Origin of the sequence: Kribbella turkmenica (genome assembly GCF_004348725.1) — a bacterium.
Taxonomy (GTDB): domain Bacteria; phylum Actinomycetota; class Actinomycetes; order Propionibacteriales; family Kribbellaceae; genus Kribbella; species Kribbella turkmenica.
The window spans coordinates 48,308-66,294 of sequence record NZ_SMKR01000007.1 but is presented as its reverse complement, the minus strand read 5'-3'; the positions used below and the strand labels follow the sequence as shown (position 1 = coordinate 66,294).

The 17,987-nt window shown below is 70.6% G+C and carries 15 protein-coding genes; 7 read left to right on the top strand and 8 right to left on the bottom strand.

Annotated elements, in window-relative coordinates; genetic code table 11:
• Positions 1–4: 4 nt before the first annotated feature.
• From E1218_RS03010 to E1218_RS02995, 4 genes are all read left to right on the top strand, one after another.
• A complete protein-coding gene (locus E1218_RS03010; protein ID WP_132315960.1) occupies positions 5–466 on the top strand; it encodes a group II truncated hemoglobin in 462 nt (153 codons plus the stop codon).
• A gap of 95 nt (positions 467–561) precedes the next feature.
• Positions 562–1,617, top strand: a complete 1,056-nt coding sequence (locus E1218_RS03005) for a quaternary amine ABC transporter ATP-binding protein (RefSeq protein ID WP_132315958.1) — start codon at positions 562–564, stop codon at positions 1,615–1,617.
• Positions 1,617–3,569, top strand: a complete 1,953-nt coding sequence (locus E1218_RS03000) for an ABC transporter permease (protein WP_132315956.1) — start codon at positions 1,617–1,619, stop codon at positions 3,567–3,569. The genes E1218_RS03005 and E1218_RS03000 overlap by 1 nt, the downstream gene beginning before the upstream one ends.
• Positions 3,566–4,528, top strand: coding sequence for an ABC transporter substrate-binding protein (locus tag E1218_RS02995; protein ID WP_132315954.1), 963 nt, complete (start codon positions 3,566–3,568; stop codon positions 4,526–4,528). The genes E1218_RS03000 and E1218_RS02995 overlap by 4 nt, the downstream gene beginning before the upstream one ends.
• Here E1218_RS02995 and E1218_RS02990 read toward each other — a convergent pair.
• The gene (locus tag E1218_RS02990) at positions 4,485–7,361 is read right to left on the bottom strand and encodes a BTAD domain-containing putative transcriptional regulator (protein ID WP_132315952.1); all 2,877 of its coding nucleotides are present in this window, start codon (positions 7,359–7,361) and stop codon (positions 4,485–4,487) included. The two genes, E1218_RS02995 and E1218_RS02990, sit on opposite strands and share 44 nt — an antisense overlap.
• A 41-nt stretch (positions 7,362–7,402) precedes the next feature.
• Between E1218_RS02990 and E1218_RS02985 the strand changes: the two genes are divergently transcribed.
• Both E1218_RS02985 and E1218_RS02980 read left to right on the top strand, forming a co-directional pair.
• Positions 7,403–8,287, top strand: coding sequence for an imine reductase family protein (locus E1218_RS02985; RefSeq protein ID WP_132315950.1), 885 nt, complete (start codon positions 7,403–7,405; stop codon positions 8,285–8,287).
• A gap of 115 nt (positions 8,288–8,402) precedes the next feature.
• Positions 8,403–8,999 carry a ParA family protein gene (locus E1218_RS02980; RefSeq protein WP_132315948.1) on the top strand — a complete coding sequence of 199 codons (597 nt, stop codon included), beginning with the start codon at positions 8,403–8,405 and terminating at the stop codon, positions 8,997–8,999.
• Between the two features lie 49 nt (positions 9,000–9,048).
• On the opposite strand, the gene E1218_RS02975 is transcribed toward E1218_RS02980, so the two are convergent.
• The 4 genes from E1218_RS02975 to E1218_RS02960 all read right to left on the bottom strand — a co-directional run bounded on the left by E1218_RS02975 (position 9,049) and on the right by E1218_RS02960 (position 13,034).
• Positions 9,049–10,188 (bottom strand): ROK family transcriptional regulator, encoded by a 1,140-nt coding sequence (locus E1218_RS02975; RefSeq protein WP_233711964.1) that lies wholly within the window; start codon positions 10,186–10,188, stop codon positions 9,049–9,051.
• 82 nt (positions 10,189–10,270) lie between these two features.
• Positions 10,271–11,155, bottom strand: a complete 885-nt coding sequence (locus E1218_RS02970) for an oxygenase MpaB family protein (protein ID WP_132315944.1) — start codon at positions 11,153–11,155, stop codon at positions 10,271–10,273.
• A 36-nt stretch (positions 11,156–11,191) separates the two neighbouring features.
• The gene (locus E1218_RS02965) at positions 11,192–11,728 is read right to left on the bottom strand and encodes a GNAT family N-acetyltransferase (RefSeq protein ID WP_132315942.1); all 537 of its coding nucleotides are present in this window, start codon (positions 11,726–11,728) and stop codon (positions 11,192–11,194) included.
• A 10-nt stretch (positions 11,729–11,738) separates the two neighbouring features.
• Positions 11,739–13,034, bottom strand: coding sequence for an XRE family transcriptional regulator (locus tag E1218_RS02960; protein WP_132315940.1), 1,296 nt, complete (start codon positions 13,032–13,034; stop codon positions 11,739–11,741).
• A gap of 230 nt (positions 13,035–13,264) precedes the next feature.
• On the opposite strand from E1218_RS02960, the gene E1218_RS35875 reads away from it, so the two are divergent.
• Positions 13,265–13,438: a hypothetical protein gene (locus tag E1218_RS35875; RefSeq protein WP_165949100.1), complete on the top strand. Its 174-nt coding sequence runs from the start codon at positions 13,265–13,267 to the stop codon at positions 13,436–13,438.
• A 647-nt stretch (positions 13,439–14,085) separates the two neighbouring features.
• Here the strand turns inward: E1218_RS35875 and E1218_RS02955 are convergent.
• The 3 genes from E1218_RS02955 to E1218_RS02945 all read right to left on the bottom strand — a co-directional run bounded on the left by E1218_RS02955 (position 14,086) and on the right by E1218_RS02945 (position 17,980).
• A complete protein-coding gene (locus E1218_RS02955; protein ID WP_132315938.1) occupies positions 14,086–15,105 on the bottom strand; it encodes a GNAT family N-acetyltransferase in 1,020 nt (339 codons plus the stop codon).
• Between the two features lie 213 nt (positions 15,106–15,318).
• On the bottom strand, positions 15,319–16,773 hold the full coding sequence (locus tag E1218_RS02950; RefSeq protein ID WP_132315936.1) for an MDR family MFS transporter: 1,455 nt from the start codon (positions 16,771–16,773) through the stop codon (positions 15,319–15,321).
• 76 nt (positions 16,774–16,849) lie between these two features.
• On the bottom strand, positions 16,850–17,980 hold the full coding sequence (locus E1218_RS02945) for an MFS transporter (protein WP_233711963.1): 1,131 nt from the start codon (positions 17,978–17,980) through the stop codon (positions 16,850–16,852).
• Positions 17,981–17,987 lie beyond the last annotated feature (7 nt).

The following is a 17,987-nucleotide window of genomic DNA, read 5'->3' as shown; positions in this document are numbered from 1 at the left end:
TTACGTGACTACTCCGACGCTGTACGAATGGGCCGGCGGCCACGACGCGCTGCGGCGGCTGACCGAAGTGTTCTACGACAAGGTGCTGGCCGACCCGATCCTCGCGCCGGTGTTCGCGCAGATGAGCGACCAGCACCGGGAGCACGTCGCGATCTGGCTCGGCGAGGTCTTCCGCGGGCACAGCCGCTACACCGACGAGCTCGGCGGCTACTCCGCGATGCTGAAGCACCACCTCGGCCTTGGGCTGACGGAGGAGCAGCGATCGCGGTGGGCCGCGCTGATCGCCGCGAGTGCGGACCCGGCCGGCCTGCCGGACGACCCGGAGTTCCGGTCGGCCTTCGTCGCGTACGTCGAGTGGGGCACCCGGATCGCGCTCGCCAACTCACAACCCGGCGCGACCCCACCCCCGAAGGCGCCGGTCCCGCACTGGGGCTGGGGCGAGGCGCCGCCGTACCGACCTGGTTGACGTAGCAGACACCCCGGGAGAAGGCCCGGGGACTGGGGGTTGGATACAGTCGCGGTTCACGATGATTCCGCTTGCGGGGATGCGAGGGTGAACCTGTGACCGCTCAGCTCGAGTATCCCGAGGTGCAGGACAGCGACGCGCTGTTGTCGATCCAGGGCCTGTGGAAGGTGTTCGGCCCGAAAGCCCAGCGAGTACCGCACCGCCCCGATCTCGCCGCCCTGGACCGCGCCGCCCTCTACACCAGGACCGGCTGTACGGCCGCCGTCCGCGACCTCAGCTTCGACGTCGCACCGGGTGAGGTCTTCGTCGTCATGGGACTGTCCGGCTCCGGCAAGTCCACGCTGGTCCGCTGCCTCACACGTTTGATCGAACCGACCGCCGGCAGCCTGATCTTCGAGGGTGAGGACCTCCGGGCCGCGGACGAGAAGCGGCTGCGGACGTTGCGCCGCAGCAAGTTCTCGATGGTGTTCCAGCACTTCGGCCTGCTGCCGCACCGCAAGGTGATCGACAACGTCTCGTACGGCCTGGAGATCCGCGGCGAGAGCAAGCCCGACCGGCGGCGGCGTGCCCAGGAGGTGATCGACCTCGTCGGCCTGGCCGGCAACGAGCACTTCTACCCGGAGCAGCTGTCCGGCGGCATGCAGCAGCGGGTCGGCCTGGCCCGCGCGCTCGCCAACGACCCGGACGTGCTGCTGTTCGACGAGCCGTTCTCCGCGCTCGACCCGCTGATCCGGCGGGAGATGCAGAACGAGGTCGTCCGGCTGCACCGCGAGGTCGGCAAGACGATGGTGTTCGTCACCCACGACCTGTCCGAGGCGCTGCGGCTGGGCGACCGGATCCTGCTGATGCGCGACGGCGGCGCGGTCCAGCTCGGCACCGGCGACGAGCTGGTCGGCGCCCCGGCCGACGAGTACGTCCGCGACTTCGTCCGCGACGTGCCACGGGCCGACGTGCTGACGCTGCGGTGGATCGTCCGGGACGCGCGGCCGGGCGAGCCGCTGGACGGCCCTGAGGTCGGCCCGGACGTGCTGGTCCGGGAGGCGACCCGGCTGGTGCTGGAGGCGGACCGCCCGGTCAAGGTGGTCTCGAACGGCACGTTGCTCGGCGTGATCGACGACGAGGAGATCCTCGCCGTCGTCGCGGACCACTGATGGCCGCCATCACCAGCGACGTCGAGGTCGAGGTCCGCCGGCCCCGGCGCGGCGTGGTCGTCGGCATCCTGCTCGTCGCCTGGGTCGCCGTGTACTTCGTCCTCCGCGGCATCGACACGCTCACCCTCGGCAGCCAGGAGACGACCACTCTTCACCGCTGGCTGACCGACCACCGCGACGACCTCGGCCAGGGCAACGTCGTCTTCGACGCCATCCGGATGACCGTCGACCAGTTCGTCGTCCTGCTGCAGAACCTGCTGGCGCAGCCGGCGTACGGCCGGCCGGTGCCGGTCATCGGCTGGCTCGGGGTGGTCGCGGTGGCGGCGTACCTGGCGTGGGCGTTCGGCAACTGGAAGGTCGCGCTGCTGACGGCGGCCGGGCTCGGGTTCGTCGGGCTGCAGGGGCTGTGGCGGGAAAGCATGGACACGCTCGCGCTGACGATCGCGGCCGTGCTGCTGTCGCTGCTGGTCGCCATTCCGCTGGGCATCTGGGCCGGGCTGTCGAACCGGGCGTTCCGGGTGGCGACGCTGGTCCTGGACCTGATGCAGACACTGCCGACGTTCGTCTACCTGGCGCCGCTGACCTTGTTCTTCGCGATCGGTCCGGCCGCGGCCACGATCGCGACCCTGGTCTACGCGGCGCCCCCGGCCGTCCGGCTGACCGCGCACGCGATCCGGTCGGTCCCCGCCGAGAGCGTCGAGGCGGCCCGTTCGCTCGGGTCGACCCGGAGCCAGACGCTCACCAAGGTGCTGCTGCCGATGTCGCGCAGCACGGTCGTGGTCGGGATCAACCAGACGATCATGGCCGCGCTGTCGATGGTGACCGTGGCCGCGCTGATCAACGCGCCCGGCCTCGGCGACACGGTGCTGAAGGCGCTGGAGACGCTCGACGTCGGTGTCGCGTTCAACGGCGGCCTGGCGATCGTGGTGCTCGCGATCGTCCTCGACCGGGTGACCACCGCCGCGGGCGACCGGCCCTGGCGGACGGCGAGCCGCCGGCGGAGAATCCTGCTGGCCGCCGGCGCGGCCGGTGTGCTGGTCGCCGTCTGGTTCTCCAGGACCTACGTGTGGGCGGCCGAGTTCCCGACCTCGGTGAACATCGGCTCCCGGATCGCGGTGACCACGTCGAACCTGACCAACTGGGTGCAGGACGTCTTCGGCGGCTTCACGTACGGCGTGCGGGACGCGGTGACCAAGGGCGTCCTCAACCCGCTCGAGGCGCTGCTGACCGGATCGCCCTGGTGGCTGGTGGCCACCGTGGTCGTCGCGCTGGCCGCCGTACTCGGACGGTGGCGGGGAGCGCTTCCGGCCGCGGTGTGCTCGCTGCTTCTGGTCGCGACCGGGGTCTGGCACGACAGCATGGTCACGCTGGCGTCGACGCTGCTGGCGACCGTCGTGGTCGTCGCCGTCGGACTCGTGCTCGGGGTGTGGGCCGGCCGCAACCGCCGGGTCGACACCTGGATCCGGCCGGTCCTGGACGCCGGGCAGACGATGCCGCCGTTCGTGTACCTGGTGCCGTTCCTGGCGTTGTTCGGCACCAGCCGGTTCACCGCGATCGCGGCCGCGATCGTGTTCGCCGTCCCGGTGACCACCAAGATCGTTGCTGACGGCATCAAAGCTGTCCCGGTGGCGACCGTCGAGGCGGCCAACTCGGTCGGCTCCAGCAACTGGCAGGTGATCAGCAAGGTGCAGCTGCCGGTCGCCCGCCGGGCGATTACGCTGGCGGTCAACCAGGGGCTGATCTACGTGCTGTCGATGGTGGTCGTCGGCGGCCTGGTCGGTGCCCAGGCCCTCGGGTACGACGTGTACGCCGGCTTCACGCAGAGCGAGCTGTACGGCAAGGGGTTGGCCGCCGGGCTCGCTATCGTCCTGCTCGGCGTACTGCTCGACCGCGTGACCCAGGCGGCCGCCCGCCGGACCCAGAGGTTCCCGAGAAGAGGAGACAAGCTGTGAAGAAGCTCCGGTACGCCGGTGTCCTGACCGCCGTGGCACTGGCGCTGACGGGGTGCGGCGGCGAGAAGATCGGCTCGCAGCAGCCGGCCGCCGACGGCGGGAACGGGAAGGAGTGCGGCACCTTCAACCTGGCCGTCAACCCGTGGGTCGGCTACGAGGCGAACGCGGCCGTGGTCGCCTACGTCGCGACCAAGGACCTCGGCTGCGAGGTGGTGAAGAAGAACCTCAAGGAGGAGATCTCCTGGCAGGGGTTCGGCACCGGCGAGGTGGACGCCGTGCTGGAGAACTGGGGTCACGAGGACCTGAAGAAGAAGTACATCGAGGAGCAGAAGGTCGCGGTCGCGGCCGGCTCCACCGGGGTCAAGGGCGTGATCGGCTGGTACGTGCCGCCGTGGATGGCACAGCAGTACCCGGACATCACCGACTGGAGGAACCTGAACAAGTACGCCGCCCTGTTCAAGACGTCGGAGTCCGGCGGCAAGGGCCAGCTGCTCGACGGCGACCCGTCGTACGTCACCAACGACGAGGCGCTGGTGAAGAACCTGAAGCTGAACTACGAGGTGGTGCAGAGCGGTAGCGAGACCGCGCTGATCCAGGCATTCCGGATCGCGGAGAAGGACAAGAAGCCGCTGCTCGCCTACTTCTACGAGCCGCAGTGGTTCTTCAACGAACTGAAGCTGGTCAAGGTGAACCTGCCGAAGTACACCGCCGGCTGCGACGCCGACCCGGCCAAGGTCGCCTGCGACTACCCTCCGTACGACCTGGACAAGGTGGTGTCGAAGAAGTTCGCCGACTCCGGCAGCCCGGCGTACGACCTGGTGAAGAACTTCCAGTGGACCAACGAGGACCAGAACGCGGTCGCCCGGTCGATCGCCGTCGACAAGCTGACGCCGGACGTGGCCGCGGAGAAGTGGGTCAAGGAGAACCGGGCGAAGGTCGACGGCTGGCTCGGGAAGTGATCCGGTCGACGTCGAAGCGCTCGGCCGGCGGGAGCGGTGAACCCACTTTCGCCCGGAGCGCTTCGGCCTCGGCCAGCAGGCGGCGGGTCCGGCCGGGATCCTCGGCCGCGCCCGCCAGACCCTCCAGGGCGAGTGCGATCGCGCGTTCGTCGCCCACCTGGATCGCTGCCTCGTAGCCCTGCTGGTGCAGCGCTTGTGCCTTCGGAAAGTCGCCGCGCTGCTCGGCGATGAAACCCAGCTGGGCGAGGATGAAGGCGATCCCGGGCGTACCGCCGACCTGACGCAGCCAGTCGAGCCACTTGGTGAAGTGCGCCTCGGCGTCGTCGAGGCGGCCCTGCCGGCGGGCGGACAGTCCGAGGCCGACCTCGGCGTACTCCTCGGCAGACTTGTTGGACTGCTCGATCGCGAGCCGCCGGGCCCGCCCGTGCAGTGCGTCGGCGCGGTCGTAGTCGCCGGTGAGGTACGCGATCCGGCCCAGGCCGGAGGTCCGGAACGAGACCTCGGTCCACAGCCCGAGGTCCTCGGCGAGCCGGAGGGAGTCTTCGAGGTACCGCACGGCGGTCGGGTAGTCACCGCTGATCTCGGCGACGATGATCAACGAGTACGCCGCCTGCAGCCGGCCCCAGTCGTCACCGAGCTCGTCGAACAGTTCCAGGCTGCGATGTCCGTCCTGCAGCATCGACCAGAGGTCGGCGTGGACGATGTTCAACTGCGCCCGCGTGCTGAGCGCCGCCGCCAGTCCCCAGCGGTCGCCATCCGCGGTGAACGTCTCGATCGCCCGGTCGACGCGCCGCATCAGGACGTCCCGGGCACCGTACGCCCACTGGGTGTGGGCCAGGAACCACAGTGCTCGCGCCGGCGGCTCGTCGTACCTCGCCAAGGCTTGCTCGGCCGCCGCGGTGAGGTTGGAGCCCTTCGCGTCGGTGGCCGCCATGCCGACGAGCCACACCGTGGCGGCCGCGCGGTCTGCCGGGTCCTGCCCGGGTACGGCGAGAGCCGCGGCGATGGACCGCCGTGCCTCGCCGTGGCGACCGCGGAGATACCAGTACCAGGCCAACGCGTCGACCAGCTTGAGCGAAATCTGTGGAGCGGCGTCGAGCGCGGTACGGAAGTTGGATGCCTCCTGGTCGAGGCGGCTGAGCCACGTGCGCTGCTCCGGTCCGCGTAGATGCTGCTCGGCCTGCCGCGCCAGCCGCAGGTAGTACTCGGCATGACGCTGCCTCGTCGCTGCCTCCTCACCGGCTTCCACCAGACGTTCGAGACTGTACGCCGCGACCGATTCCAGCAGGCGGTAGCGGCGGGTAGTTGTGGCAACTAGTGATTTGTCGACAAGTGCCAGGACCAGGGAGTCCGGCAGCTGACTCACCTCGGCAGCAGCCTCCAGCGTGAAAGTGCCGGCGTGTACGGCCAGCCGCCGGAGCATCGTGCGCTCCTCCGCGTCCAGCAGGTCCCAGCTCCAGTCGATGGTTGCCCGCAGCGTCCGCTGCCGCGCGGGTACGCCGCGACCACCCGACAGCAACCGGAACCGGTCGTCCAACCGATCTGCCAGCCCCTGCACTCCGAGCGCACGCACTCGCGTCGCCGCAAGCTCCAGTGCGAGCGGTATGCCGTCCAGCCGTCGGCAGATCGCCCTGACCGCCTCGGAGTCACCGACCCCGGCTCGTGCGGTGAACAGGCTGACGGCCTCGTTCAGCCCGAGTGGCTCCACCTCGAACACGCGCTCACCGGGCAGCCCCAGAGGTTCCCGACTAGTTGCGAGCACTCGGAGCTGAGGTGCTTCGGCCAGGAGCCGTCCAGTGAGGTTCGCGGCCCGCACGTGTTCGCAGTTGTCGAGAATCAGCAGGACCGGCCGCGTGCGCAGCGACTCGAGCAGGCGCGGCAGCAGGTCTGCCGTGTCGTCCCGAAGGCCCATGGCTGTGGCGACCGCCTCCAGGATGTCGTCTTGCCGGAGCGGAGCGAGCTCCACCAGACGTACGTCGCCGAGGTGGTTCCGGCCGACCTCCAGCGCCAGCCTGGTCTTCCCGACTCCGCCCGGGCCGACGAGCGTGAGCAGGCGGTTGTCGGCCAGCAGGTCTCGCGCCGACGCGAGCGCCTCGGTGCGGCCGATCATGTCGTTGAGTGCCGCGGGGAGCGTTGACGGGTGCAGCGATGCGTCGTGCCGGAGGATCGCCGCGTGCAGTTCGACCAGCTCCGGTCCGGGGTCGGCTCCGAGCTCGCCGGCCAGTGTCTCGCGCAGTTCGGCGTACGCGCGGAGAGCCTCGTCCTGGCGGCCGGCCCGGTAGAGGGCGCGCATGTACAGGGCCCGGAGACGCTCGCGCAACGGGTGCCGGCGGACCAGTTCGGTCAGCTCCGGGAGCGCGTCCTCGGTCTGCGCGAGCAGGCTCTCGGTCGCGGCGAGTCTGGCCTCCTCGAGGCGGTCGCGGACGGCCCGGGCGAACTCGTGGTCGGCGACGTCGGCGTACGCGCGACCGCGCCACAGGTCGAGCGCCTCGCGCAGCCGGCCCGCGTCCACCAGCTGCTCGAAGATGTTGCTGTCGACAACCTCCGCGGTGAGGCTGTAGCCGGCCGGGCCATGCGCGACCATCGCGCGGCTCCCGGGTTCGGCGCGGTCGAGCGCGGTCCGGAGCTGGGAGATCCGGGCCTGCAGCGTCCCGGTCGCGTTCCGCGGCGGCCGGTCGCCCCACAGGTCCCCGATCAGCCGGTCGGCGGACACCGGCCGACCACGGTGCGCGAGCAGGTCGAGCAGCAGCGTCCGGACCTTGGTGTCGGGTACGGCGACCGGCTCGCCGGCGTCCGTCCGGACCACGAGGGGACCCAGCACGCCGAAGTACATAACCGTAGTAAACCCGTAGCGCGGTCTCGCACGATCGGCGCATGAGTTCTCGAGAAGCAGTCACAGTGATCGGCCTGGGCGCGATGGGATCCACCATGGCCGAGGTCTTCCTTGCCGCCGGCCATCCGACCACCGTCTGGAACCGGACCGCGGGCAAAGCCGGCAAGCTCGTCGCCGCCGGCGCGGCCGAGGCGGCGACCGCCGCGGAGGCGGTGGCCGCGGGCAACCTGGTGGTGATCAGCCAGGTCGACTACGCCGCGATGGACGACTCCCTGGCCGGCGCGGAGCTCGAAGGACGGGTGCTGGTCAACCTCAGCTCGGACAACCCGGACCGTCTGCGAGCGGCGAGCCTGGCGGTCGCGGACCGCGGCGGCACCCTCGTCACCGGCGGCATCATGGTCCCGCCGCCGGGCATCGGACAGCCGGGTGCCTACGTCTTCTACAGCGGGCCCGCCGAAGCGGTCGAGGCCCATCGGGAGACGCTGCAACTGCTCGGCCGGGCCGACTACATGGGCACCGACCCCGGCTTGGCGATGCTCTACTACCAGGCGATGCTGAACATGTTCTGGACCACGCTGACCAGCTACATGTACTCGGCCGCGCTGGTCGGCACCGCCGACGTCGGCCCCGAGCAGCTCCGTCCGTACGCCGCGGCGCTGCTCACCGACATGGCCGACGAGGGCCCGATGGGCTACCTGAAGATCCTCACCACGGAGATCGCGCAGGGTGTGTACCCCGGCGAGGAGAACAACCTGCACATGCAGGCGGTCGGCAGCGAGCACGTGGTCGACGCCTTCGAACAGGTCGGCCTGGACACCGGCATGCCGCGGGCGCTGGCCGCGCTGTTCGCCAGCGCCGACGCCGCCGGCCACGGCCGGGACGGCCTCGGCGCCCTCACCGAAGCCATCCGCAAACCAGCAGCCTGAACCGCCCTTGAGCTTGGCACGAGACCGGTCGGCGCCGGGGGCAACTATCACGGGTTCGGTGGAGCAACGCCGACGACACGCCGGATTTCGGACAAAACCAGGTAGCGTCGGTTCCATGATCATCGTGACAGCTGCACTGAAGGGCGGGGTCGGCAAGACAACCACGTCGGTGTACTTGGCCGCGCTGGCATCTTCCAACCGTCGTACATCCACCCTGGTCGACGCGGATCCGCAGGGCAGCGCGGCCGACTGGGTCGCGGATTCCGAGGACGACCACCTGGCCCGGGTCGAGATCGCGGAGGCGCCGACCGAGCGCCTGCTGAACAAGGCGCTGGACAAGATCCCGCCGGAGGGCATCGGCATCGTGGACATGCCGCCGTCGCACGAGCGGCTGCTGAACAAGGCGCTCGACCGGGCCCGGATCGTCGTCCTGCCGACCCGGATCGGCGGTGTGGAGACACCCCGGGTCAAGGCGGTGCTGGAGCTGGTTCCCGATCACATCCCGGTCGGCCTGGTGATCTGCTCGGCCCGGACCTACACCCGCAGCTACCAGGAGGCGATGGCGCAGTACGCCCAGGAGGGCATCCCCGTCTGGGGCACCATCCCGGAGCGCGTGTCCATCACCGCGGGCCCTTCCGGCCCGCTGGCGGCCGACGGCCTGGAGTCGTACAAGAAGGTCTGGCGCAAGATCCTGGCCGCCGCCCGCAGTTGACCGCCCGCGAGGGGGTTGGGTCCGCGCACTCGCTCGCGGGCCCAACCCCTCAGCGTTGCAGCGGTGGCTCGCCCCGGACGTAGGAGCGGATCACGGTCGCGGCGGCGCCGCGGGCCCAGTCGTCGAAGGTGTGCGACCGCAGCATCAGCCGTCCCTTGCCGGCGGCACCGAAGGCGTGGGCCTGGAAGGCCTGCCGCATCCGCTCCTCGTACAGGTCGTACTCCGCCACGCCCTCGCCGGCGATCACCACCAGCTCCGGACCGACCAGGTTCACCATCGCGGCCAGCGCCGAGCCGATCACCTCACCGGCCCGGTCGAACGCCTCGCGCGCATGCTTGTCGCCCTCGTGCGCCAGCTTGATCGCACCCGCGAGGTCCAGCCGCCGCCGCCCGGTCGTCTCCCGGGCCCGGGCCAGGATCGCGTCCGACGAGGCAACCGTCTCCACGCAACCGCGCCGTCCACAGGTGCAGACCAGGTCCCCCGGGGCCAGCGGCAGGTGGCCGAGCTCACCGGAGACGCCGTACGCGCCGGACACGACCTCGCCGTTGATGTAGAGGCCACACCCGATCCCGGAGCCGATCGTGACGACGGCGAACGAGTCCGCGTCCACCCCGACCCCGAACCAGTGCTCGGCCACCGTCAGCGCCCGGACGTCGTTCGTCACCACGACCGGGACCTTCAGGTGCTTGGCCATCAGGTCCGCGACCGCGACGTCACGCCAGCCCATCAGCGGCGAGTGCCGGACCAGGCCGTGCCGGGCGTCGACGTCACCGGACACCGCCACCCCGATCCCGATCAACGGACCGGTCGTGGCGTCGGCCGCTTCCATCAGCTCCTTGGCCAGCTCGGCCAGCTGCTCGATCACAACAGCCGGTGTGGTGTCGTCCAGCGGCCGGTGCCGGACGGTGAGGATCCCGGCGGTGAAGTCCGTGGTCACGCCGATCAGCGCGGTCGGGGTGACCTTCAGCCCGATGACGGAGATGCTGTTCCGGACCACGGTCAGCGGGCTCACCGGCCGGCCGATACCCAGCTGGCTCTCCGCCTCGGCCGGGGTGGCCGGCTGGTCGGTGACGAAACCGGCCTCGATCAGCGGCGCGACCGCCTTCGTGACCGCCGCCTGGGACAGCCCGGTCCGGCGGGCGATCTCCACCCGGGGAATCGGGCCCTGGGTGAGGATCCGGGTCAACACTTCGACTCCCGCCGGCGTCGCCAGGGGGAGTGATCGATGCGGACGCAGCGGCACAGGAACAACTTACCGGCGAGTCGTGCCCTTAGTCCTCGATACTCCCCAGGATGGGGGACGTCAGCGCCCAGCGGATCGTCCTGGTCAGGCCTTCGCCGGCGGCGCGGACGACGGTCGCCTCCGCCAGCGGCAGGTACGGCAGCCGCAGCGGCCAACGGGTCCACCACGGCAGCAGACCGACCGCGGTGGCGGTCAGTACGCCGTACGCCGGGCGCGCGGCCCACGGGACGGGCGGGTGGACGAGCATGAACCGGGCGGTCCGCCGGGCCTCCGCCGTCCCGCGCAACTCCGGGCGGTACGCGTCGAGGGCCTCGCGCAACTCCGCCATGGTGGTCGGCGGGTCGATCACGCCGAGCTTCCGGGCGACGAGCGCCGCGTCCTCGACGTACTGGTCCTGCTCCGGCTCGGTCAGCGGCTGGACGCCGTACCGCTGGTGGGCGACCAGGAAACTGTCCACCTCGGCGACGTGCACCCACTTGAGCAGGTGCGGGTCGGACGCCCGGTACTTCACACCGTCCGGGCTCGTCCCGCGCACGCGCTCGTGCACCGCCTTGACCCGGGCGATCGCCTCCTCGGCGTCCGGGACCGCGCCGTACGTCGTGATCGCCAGGAAGTAGCTGGTCCGGCGGAGGCGGCCCCACGGGTCGCCGCGATAACCGGAGTGCGCCGTCACGGCCGCCATCGCGAGTGGGTGCAGCGACTGGAGCAGGAGGGCGCGCAGTCCGCCGGCGAACATCGAGGCGTCGCCGTGCACCCGCCGGATCGGGCTGTCCGGCGCGAACCACCGCGGGCCGGGGATGTTGTGCACCCGGTTCCTCTCGGCGCGCGGATCCGGCCCCGCGACCTTGGTCATGATCATTCGGGCCAACCCGTCCCGCAACGGGTTCAGTGGTGCTGCGATGGTGGCGGCCATATTCCCAGTCTGCCCACCACTCCAAACAGGACGCGGCTAGCGGTCGGCGTACTCCGACTCGAGCAGGGAGTAGAGCAGGGAGTCGCGCCAGTCGCCGTTGGTGAAGACGTGGTGCCTGATCCGGCCCTCGTAGCTGAAACCGAGGCGCTTCACGACCTGGATCGAGGCCTCGTTCTCGGGGCCGATCGCGGCGCTGACCCGATGCTTGCCGAGGGTGCCGAAGGCGAGCCGCAACATCACCCGGGACGCGTCGGTGGCGTAGCCACGACCCCAGTGATCGGCGTGGATGGCGTAGCCGAGGTGGGCGGCGCGCACCCCCGACGGGCCGAGGCGGGCGAAGCCGACCACGCGGTCGTCGTCCCGCCGGGTGACGGCGAGCGTGTAGTCCGGCCGGTCCTCCTGCGCCGCCCGCTCGACGATCGCGGTCAGCGCCTCCGCGGCCTCGGCCCGGCTCCGGCTGTCGAACGACAGCCACGACGTCACGCGGTCGTCGCTGACGATGGCCAGGTAGTCCTCGAGATCGGATGTCCGGAACTCGCGCAGCGTCGTCAGGTCACCGATCAAGCGTTCCATCTCCGGGAGATTACCGGGGAAACGTCTGCATGGGAGTCCGGGTGAACATCTCGATCTCTTCCTGCAGTTCGCGGGCGTCGTCGGCTCGGCCGGACTGCCGCAGCGCCTGGTGGACCCTGCGGGCGGAGTGCACCACGCCGTTGATCCGGCGCTCGGCCGGCAGGTCCAGCACGGGGGCGATCGCGTCCGCGGCACCGTCCAGCTCGCCGTTCACGATCCGGCTGATGGCCATCGCGGCCTGGCTGCCGGCGGCGTCGCCGAAGGCCCACTCCGGGTGGTTCTGGTCGTTGTAGGCGTCCACGGCCTGGCTGGAGTACCGCTCGGCCTGCTCGACCTCGCCCGGCAGCCAGGCGAGCGCGTCGGCCGCGTAGTAGAGCTGGCGGTGGCGGCCGAAGGTGCACAGGCCGCCCATCTCGTCCAGGTCGTCGTTGCGGACTGTGTTCCAGGCCGCTTCGGCCCGCTCGAGGGCGGCCCGGGTGGCCTCCGGATTGCCCAGCGCCGCCCACGCGCGGGCCTCGCTCACCGGCAGCCAGACGCTGGTGGTGCTGTTGGCCTGCTCGGCGTACCCGGCACCGAGCTGTGCGTAGCGGACGGAGTCGTGCGGGTTCCCGGCCCAGTAGGAGACCAGCGACTGCAGGCCGCGCACCCAGGCGCGCAGGCCGTGGTGGTCGGCGTTGTCGGCGCAGAGGAACGCCGTCCGCGCCTGGGTCAGGGCGGCGTGGGGGTTGCCGAGGTCGTGGGACGCCTTGGCGAGCAGGCCGCCGGTGACGCCGCCGAGGAAGTACAGCTGCCGCAGGTGCTCCGGACGCTGCCGGCTCTCCAGCAGGGCGAAGACCAGATCCTGGGTCTCGACCAGCTGGCCGAGGATCTCCGGCAGCGGCCGCTGCGGGTAGGCCTTCGCGACGTGACGCACGTCGTCGTACACCTGTTCCATGGCCTCGCTTCCGAGACCGGACTGGGCCGCGAGGGCAAACGCCCTCGCTCGGCTGGCAGCCATGTCGAGAACCTCCATCTCATTACCTGTCGTGATCCGTCCACTCGCGGCAGGTGCCGGCACCACCTGGGCGGCCTGCTCGGGGACGTACGGGGCGAGGAGTTCCTCGACCGGCTTGCCGAACATGCGTTGCAGGGTGCGCCGGGTCTGAGGAGTGGTCCCCGCGCGCTCGCCCGATGCGAGGCGCCGCAGGTGCCGCTCGGTGATGGTTCCACCCAGCTCGACGAACTCGGCGACGATCTCGGAGTAGGTCTGGTTCCGGCGCTGGATCAGGTGCGCCAGGACCGTCTTTGGCGTGTACCTACCCGCCATCGGTTCCTCCCGTTCACGTCAGTTCAGACGTTGTCTCGACTGATGCCCCACGACAAGGTGCTGTCCCCCAGATGTCCGCGAGAGGTCCGGAAGAGGTCCGGCAAAGGTCCGGTCCAGGTCCTAGAGCGGTCACGTTGGGCTCGTGCACCATTACTGCCATGACAACCAGTAAGTCCAACTGGTTGCAAGGCCTGAGAGTTACGGGGTGAGAGGTAGTGACCATCGCGGAGATGACGTCGAGACAGCACCGCCGCAGAGTGCGGGTCTGGTTCGGCGAGCATGTGATCGCGCAGTACGTCGCGGAGGCGCCGCTGGCGGCCCGCTACGAGCAGGCGATGCGGAGGCGGTTCGCCGGCCTCCGGGTCACCAACGACGTACTCGGTCCGCTCGACACCGACGACTGAAACACCCGACCGTCCGGGTCCTCCTCAGACCCGGCAGCTGCGTCCTGGGGTCTCCTCACGTCCAGGAGCAGCACCTGAAGGTCCGGAGCACTCCTCAGTTCCGGACGAAACCCAGGTGCGGTCCGGAGTACTCCTCAACTCCGGACCGCACCGCCCACAGACCCGGCTGGGCCTGGCGGTTGAGTCCCTGTATCACCGCCGCCCAGCCGTTCCAACCACCTCCTGGCCGACACCTCGGGCCAGGCGGGGAGTGTCCTGGGCGGTAGGACACCGTGTGGCTCGTGACACCTCACCACGAGCCACCCCCCGAGGTGGCCGGCTCCGCTGTGTGACCGCCGCGCCTGGGCGGTCACGCAGCGGAGCCCTTCAGGTTTCCGGCCATCCGTCGCAGGACGTCGACGGCCGCGGGGTACTCCGCGCCGGTGATCCTCGCGGTACCCGCTCGCGCCGCGCCCAGACCTTCGCCGTGAGCCCGTCCAGCCCGGCCCGGCCGGCTGCTGTCAGACGCTCGTCATCGAGCCGGCCGCGCGCGGCGGGTCCACCGCTACCGGCAGGAGCAGTTCGGGGCCGCGATGAAAGGCTGGACCGCCGCCGAACGCGAGACGTTCGCCGACCTCCTGACCCCGCTTCGTCACCGCCCTGGACCGCTAGATGTCCGCTTGAGGTCCGGTGACATACACAGGGAACGGTGCGTCCGGGCGGATCTCGGCCGATCCCTCGAACCGGCCTGCCGCGGTGATCTCACCCGCGTAGGTCATGCCGAGGCGCTCCATCACCGCTCGCGACGCCACGTTGTGGCGCTCGGTGAACGCGATCACCGACCGCGCCCCCAGCGTCTCGAACGCGAACGCCAGCCCGGCGCGACCGATCTCGGTGGCCAGCCCGCGCCCGCGGGCCGACTCGGTCAGCGCCCACCCCAGCTCGAGCCGGGTGGCCGCCCAGTCCGGTCCGACCAGCCGAGTGAGTTGCTCGGTCACCGGGTCGCCCGGCCCGCACCGGGACAGTCCGCCCCGCCCGGCGAGCGCTCCGCTGCCACGTTCGAACGCCATCCACTTGTTCACGCCGTCGCCCTCCCAGCGGGCCTGGGCCTGGATGGCGCGGAGTACGGCGTCCTCCTCGGGCAACGTCTCGGCGTACCAGTGCGCAACCCACGGATCGGCGTACAACTCGACCAGGTCCGCCGCATGTCCGGGCAGGACCTCGCCTGGACCGGTCAGCGGTTCGAGGCGGAGGCGCTCGGTGAAACGGGTGCGGACGACGTACGCCACGATGTCGCGCAGCCGCCGGTCGCCGTCGGTCCGGTTGACCATCAGCAGGTCGAGATCGTCCGGTCCGACCCAGGCGCCCGCGTCGTGCTTGCCCTCTTCGAGCCGCGGCCGGGCCAGGTCGCCGTCGACGGTGACGACGTAGTCGAGCTCACGCCGTACGCGGCCTTCCCACTCCCACTCCCAGTCGGCGACGGACCAGACGATGTCCCGGACCTTCCAGCCGGTCTCCTCCTCGACCTCCCGGGCCAGTGCCTGCTCGGGGGTCTCCCCAGGCTCCAGGTGTCCGCCGACGATGTCCCAGATCCCGGGCAGCAGCCGCCGTTCCGCCGTACGGCGCTGGACGTAGACGCGATGGTGTTCGTCGCGGATCAGGGCAGCGACACAGTCGACCGGACGCATGCAGCCAAACCTAGACCTCGCCCGTGGCAGGTTGCGGGGCCATGTCCAAGCCCCAGCGGATCGTGCGGTCGTCCTGCTGATCCCCGGCCGAAGCAGCAGCCTCGAGGAACGCTTCGGCTCCGCCTACCCCGCCGTCCGGCCGCTCGGCTTCGGTTGGGCCTGCGGCTTCCTGGCCGGCCGGGTGGCTGCGCTACTCGCGCCGATGCCCTGAGCTCACTTCGCGAGCGGCTGCTCGACGATCCGGTTGGGCATGAAGGCGACTGCCACGACCAGCAGCACAGCTGCCGCGGCGGCTCCGTAGTACACGCCGTGGATCGCCGGAGCGAGCACTTCGCCCGGCAGCGTCTCCAGGTCCGCGTGACTGTCGCCGAGCCGGGCGGCCAGGACCCCGTTCGCCACCGCGCCGAACACCGCCACACCGACCGCACTGCCGACCGACCGGGCGAACATGTTGGCACCGGTCACCACACCGCGGGTCTGCCAGGCGACCGACGACTGCGCGGCCACGACGGACGGCGATGCGGAGAAGCCGAGTCCGAGTCCGATGACGAAGCACGCCGCGGCCAGGCGCAGTACGGCGCTGCCGGAGTCGACCGTGAGCAGCAGCCCGGCCCCGATCACGACGATCACCGAGCCGAAGAGCATCGTGGTCCGGAATCCGACCCGCAGGTAGATCCGGCCGGCCAGCGACGCCGCGATCGGCCAGCCCAGTGTCATCGCCGCCAGCGCGAATCCGGCGACGAGGGCCGACGTACCGAGGACCTTCTGGGCGAACAGCGGCACGTACGTCGACAGGCCGATCATGAGCACGCCGATCAGCAGGGCGCTCGAGTTCGCGGAGTTCAGCACGCGTTGGCCGAGCACCCACAGCGGGAGGATCGGCTCGGCGGCGCGGCGCTCGACCAGCACGAACGCGGTCAGCAGTACGACGGCCGCGGCCAGGATCGTGATGCTGGCCGCCGAGTCCCACGCCCAGACCACGCCGCCCTCGAGCAGGCCGAGCAGCAGCAGCGAACCGCCGATCGCGAGCAGGACCGCGCCCGGGTAGTCGATCTTGTGGCTGGCCTGCCGTTCCACGCTCTCCTTGAACCGCCGCGTCAGCACCCAGGCGGCCGCCAGTCCGAGCGGGATGTTCACGAAGAAGATCCAGCGCCAGGAGACGAAGTCGGAGAACACGCCGCCGAGCGCCGGGCCGACGAACGACGAGATCCCCCACACGCTGGCGATGTAGCCCTGCACCTTGGCCCGCTCGGCGACCGTGTAGATGTCGCCGACGATCGTCATCCCGATCGGCTGGATCGCCCCGGCGCCGAGCCCCTGGATCAGCCGGAACGCGATCAGCGCCGGCATGCTCCAGGCGATCCCGCAGAGCACCGAGCCGAGCACGAACAGACCGACGCCGAGCAGCATGATCGGCTTGCGGCCGCGGAGGTCGGCGAGCTTGCCGTAGATCGGCACCGACACGGCCTGGGCGAGCAGGTAGATCGAGAACAGCCAGGGGAACTGGGTGAACCCGCCGAGATCGTCGACGACCGACGGTACGGCGGTGGCCAGGATGGTCGCGTCGATGGCCACCAGGCCGACGCTCAGCATGACCGCGAGCAGGATCGGTCCGCGCTCCGAGCGGAGGCCCACCCCGGCCGCTCGGTCGATCTCCTCGGTAGTCATGTCAGGAGAAAATTTACGTCATGAGCAAACGTTTCCAGAGCCCCTGACCGCCAGGCGGACCCGAGCGCGGCCGGAGTCACTCGACGACGGGTTCCTCCAAGGCGTAACCCAGCAGGCAACTAGTGAGGACCAGGCCGATCAGGGTGGCGAGCGCCAGCCGCAGTGAGGTGTGCTCGGCGATCGTGCCGAGGACCGGGGTGGCGATGCCGCCGATGCTGACCGCGAGGCCGAGCGTCATGCCGCCTGCCGTGCCGACCCGGCCGGGCAAAAAGTCCTGGCCGAGGGTGACGTGCAGCGAGAACGGGATCGACATCGCGATCGCGGTCAGCGCGAGGAAGCCGAAGAACGCCGGGCCGGGCACGAACACCAGACCGGCGATCGCCGGAACCGCGACTCCGTACGACGTCCGCATCGTCCGCACCCGCCCGTACCGGGTCGCGAACCGCCCGCCGAGCAGGGTGCCGAACGCCCCGGCCGCGAACAGGATGAACAGCGCGATCCCGCCGGTCGTCGTCCCGCCGCCGACCCGTTCGCCGGCGTACAGCGCGATGAAGGTGCCCAGCCCGACGAAGACGACCGACCGGCAGACCATGATCGCGGACAACCGCAGGAACGACGGCCAGTCGTCCCGTCCGGACCGTTCGGGTGTGATCGCCCCGGCGGTACGGCGGGAACGGATCGCCACCGAGGTGATCAGCGCCCCGGCCAGCGCGGGGACGACGAGCACCGGCGTCAGCGACAGCCCGCCGACCGCGACGATCGGCGTCACCAGCACCGGCGCAAGCGCGAACCCGACGTTCCCGCCGACCGAGAACCAACTCATCCCGACATGGCTGCCGCCACTGACCGCCCGCGCCATCCGCGCCGCCTCCGGGTGGTAGGCGGCGACGCCCAGCCCGGACAGCGCGGCCGCCAGCCAGCTCAGCACGTACGCGTTCCCGATCCCGACCAGCGCGATCCCGAGTCCGGCGGTGGTCATGCTGACCGGGATCAACCAGGTCAGCTGCCGCCGGTCGGTCAGTACGCCGAACACCGGCTGCACCACCGACGACAGCAGGGTCGCGGCCAGCGTGATCCCGGACACCGCCACGTAGCCGAGCCCGCGCTCGGCGACCAGGAACGGCACCAGAGCGGGTACGGCGCCCTGGTAGACGTCCACGCAGGCATGCCCGACCGCCATCAGCCCGATCGGTCGAAGTCTCCTCACCCATCGA

Bases quoted from the DNA above. Each gene is read 5' to 3' on its own strand.
- E1218_RS02985 (WP_132315950.1), top strand. From the start codon at position 7,403: ATGAGTTCTCGAGAAGCAGTCACAGTGATCGGCCTGGGCGCGATGGGA.
- E1218_RS35875 (WP_165949100.1), top strand. From the start codon at position 13,265: ATGACGTCGAGACAGCACCGCCGCAGAGTGCGGGTCTGGTTCGGCGAG.
- E1218_RS02965 (WP_132315942.1), bottom strand. From the start codon at position 11,728: ATGGAACGCTTGATCGGTGACCTGACGACGCTGCGCGAGTTCCGGACA.
- E1218_RS02950 (WP_132315936.1), bottom strand. From the start codon at position 16,773: ATGACTACCGAGGAGATCGACCGAGCGGCCGGGGTGGGCCTCCGCTCG.
- E1218_RS02970 (WP_132315944.1), bottom strand. From the start codon at position 11,155: ATGGCCGCCACCATCGCAGCACCACTGAACCCGTTGCGGGACGGGTTG.
- E1218_RS02980 (WP_132315948.1), top strand. From the start codon at position 8,403: ATGATCATCGTGACAGCTGCACTGAAGGGCGGGGTCGGCAAGACAACC.
- E1218_RS03000 (WP_132315956.1), top strand. From the start codon at position 1,617: ATGGCCGCCATCACCAGCGACGTCGAGGTCGAGGTCCGCCGGCCCCGG.
- E1218_RS02990 (WP_132315952.1), bottom strand. From the start codon at position 7,361: ATGTACTTCGGCGTGCTGGGTCCCCTCGTGGTCCGGACGGACGCCGGC.
- E1218_RS02955 (WP_132315938.1), bottom strand. From the start codon at position 15,105: ATGCGTCCGGTCGACTGTGTCGCTGCCCTGATCCGCGACGAACACCAT.
- E1218_RS02960 (WP_132315940.1), bottom strand. From the start codon at position 13,034: ATGGCGGGTAGGTACACGCCAAAGACGGTCCTGGCGCACCTGATCCAG.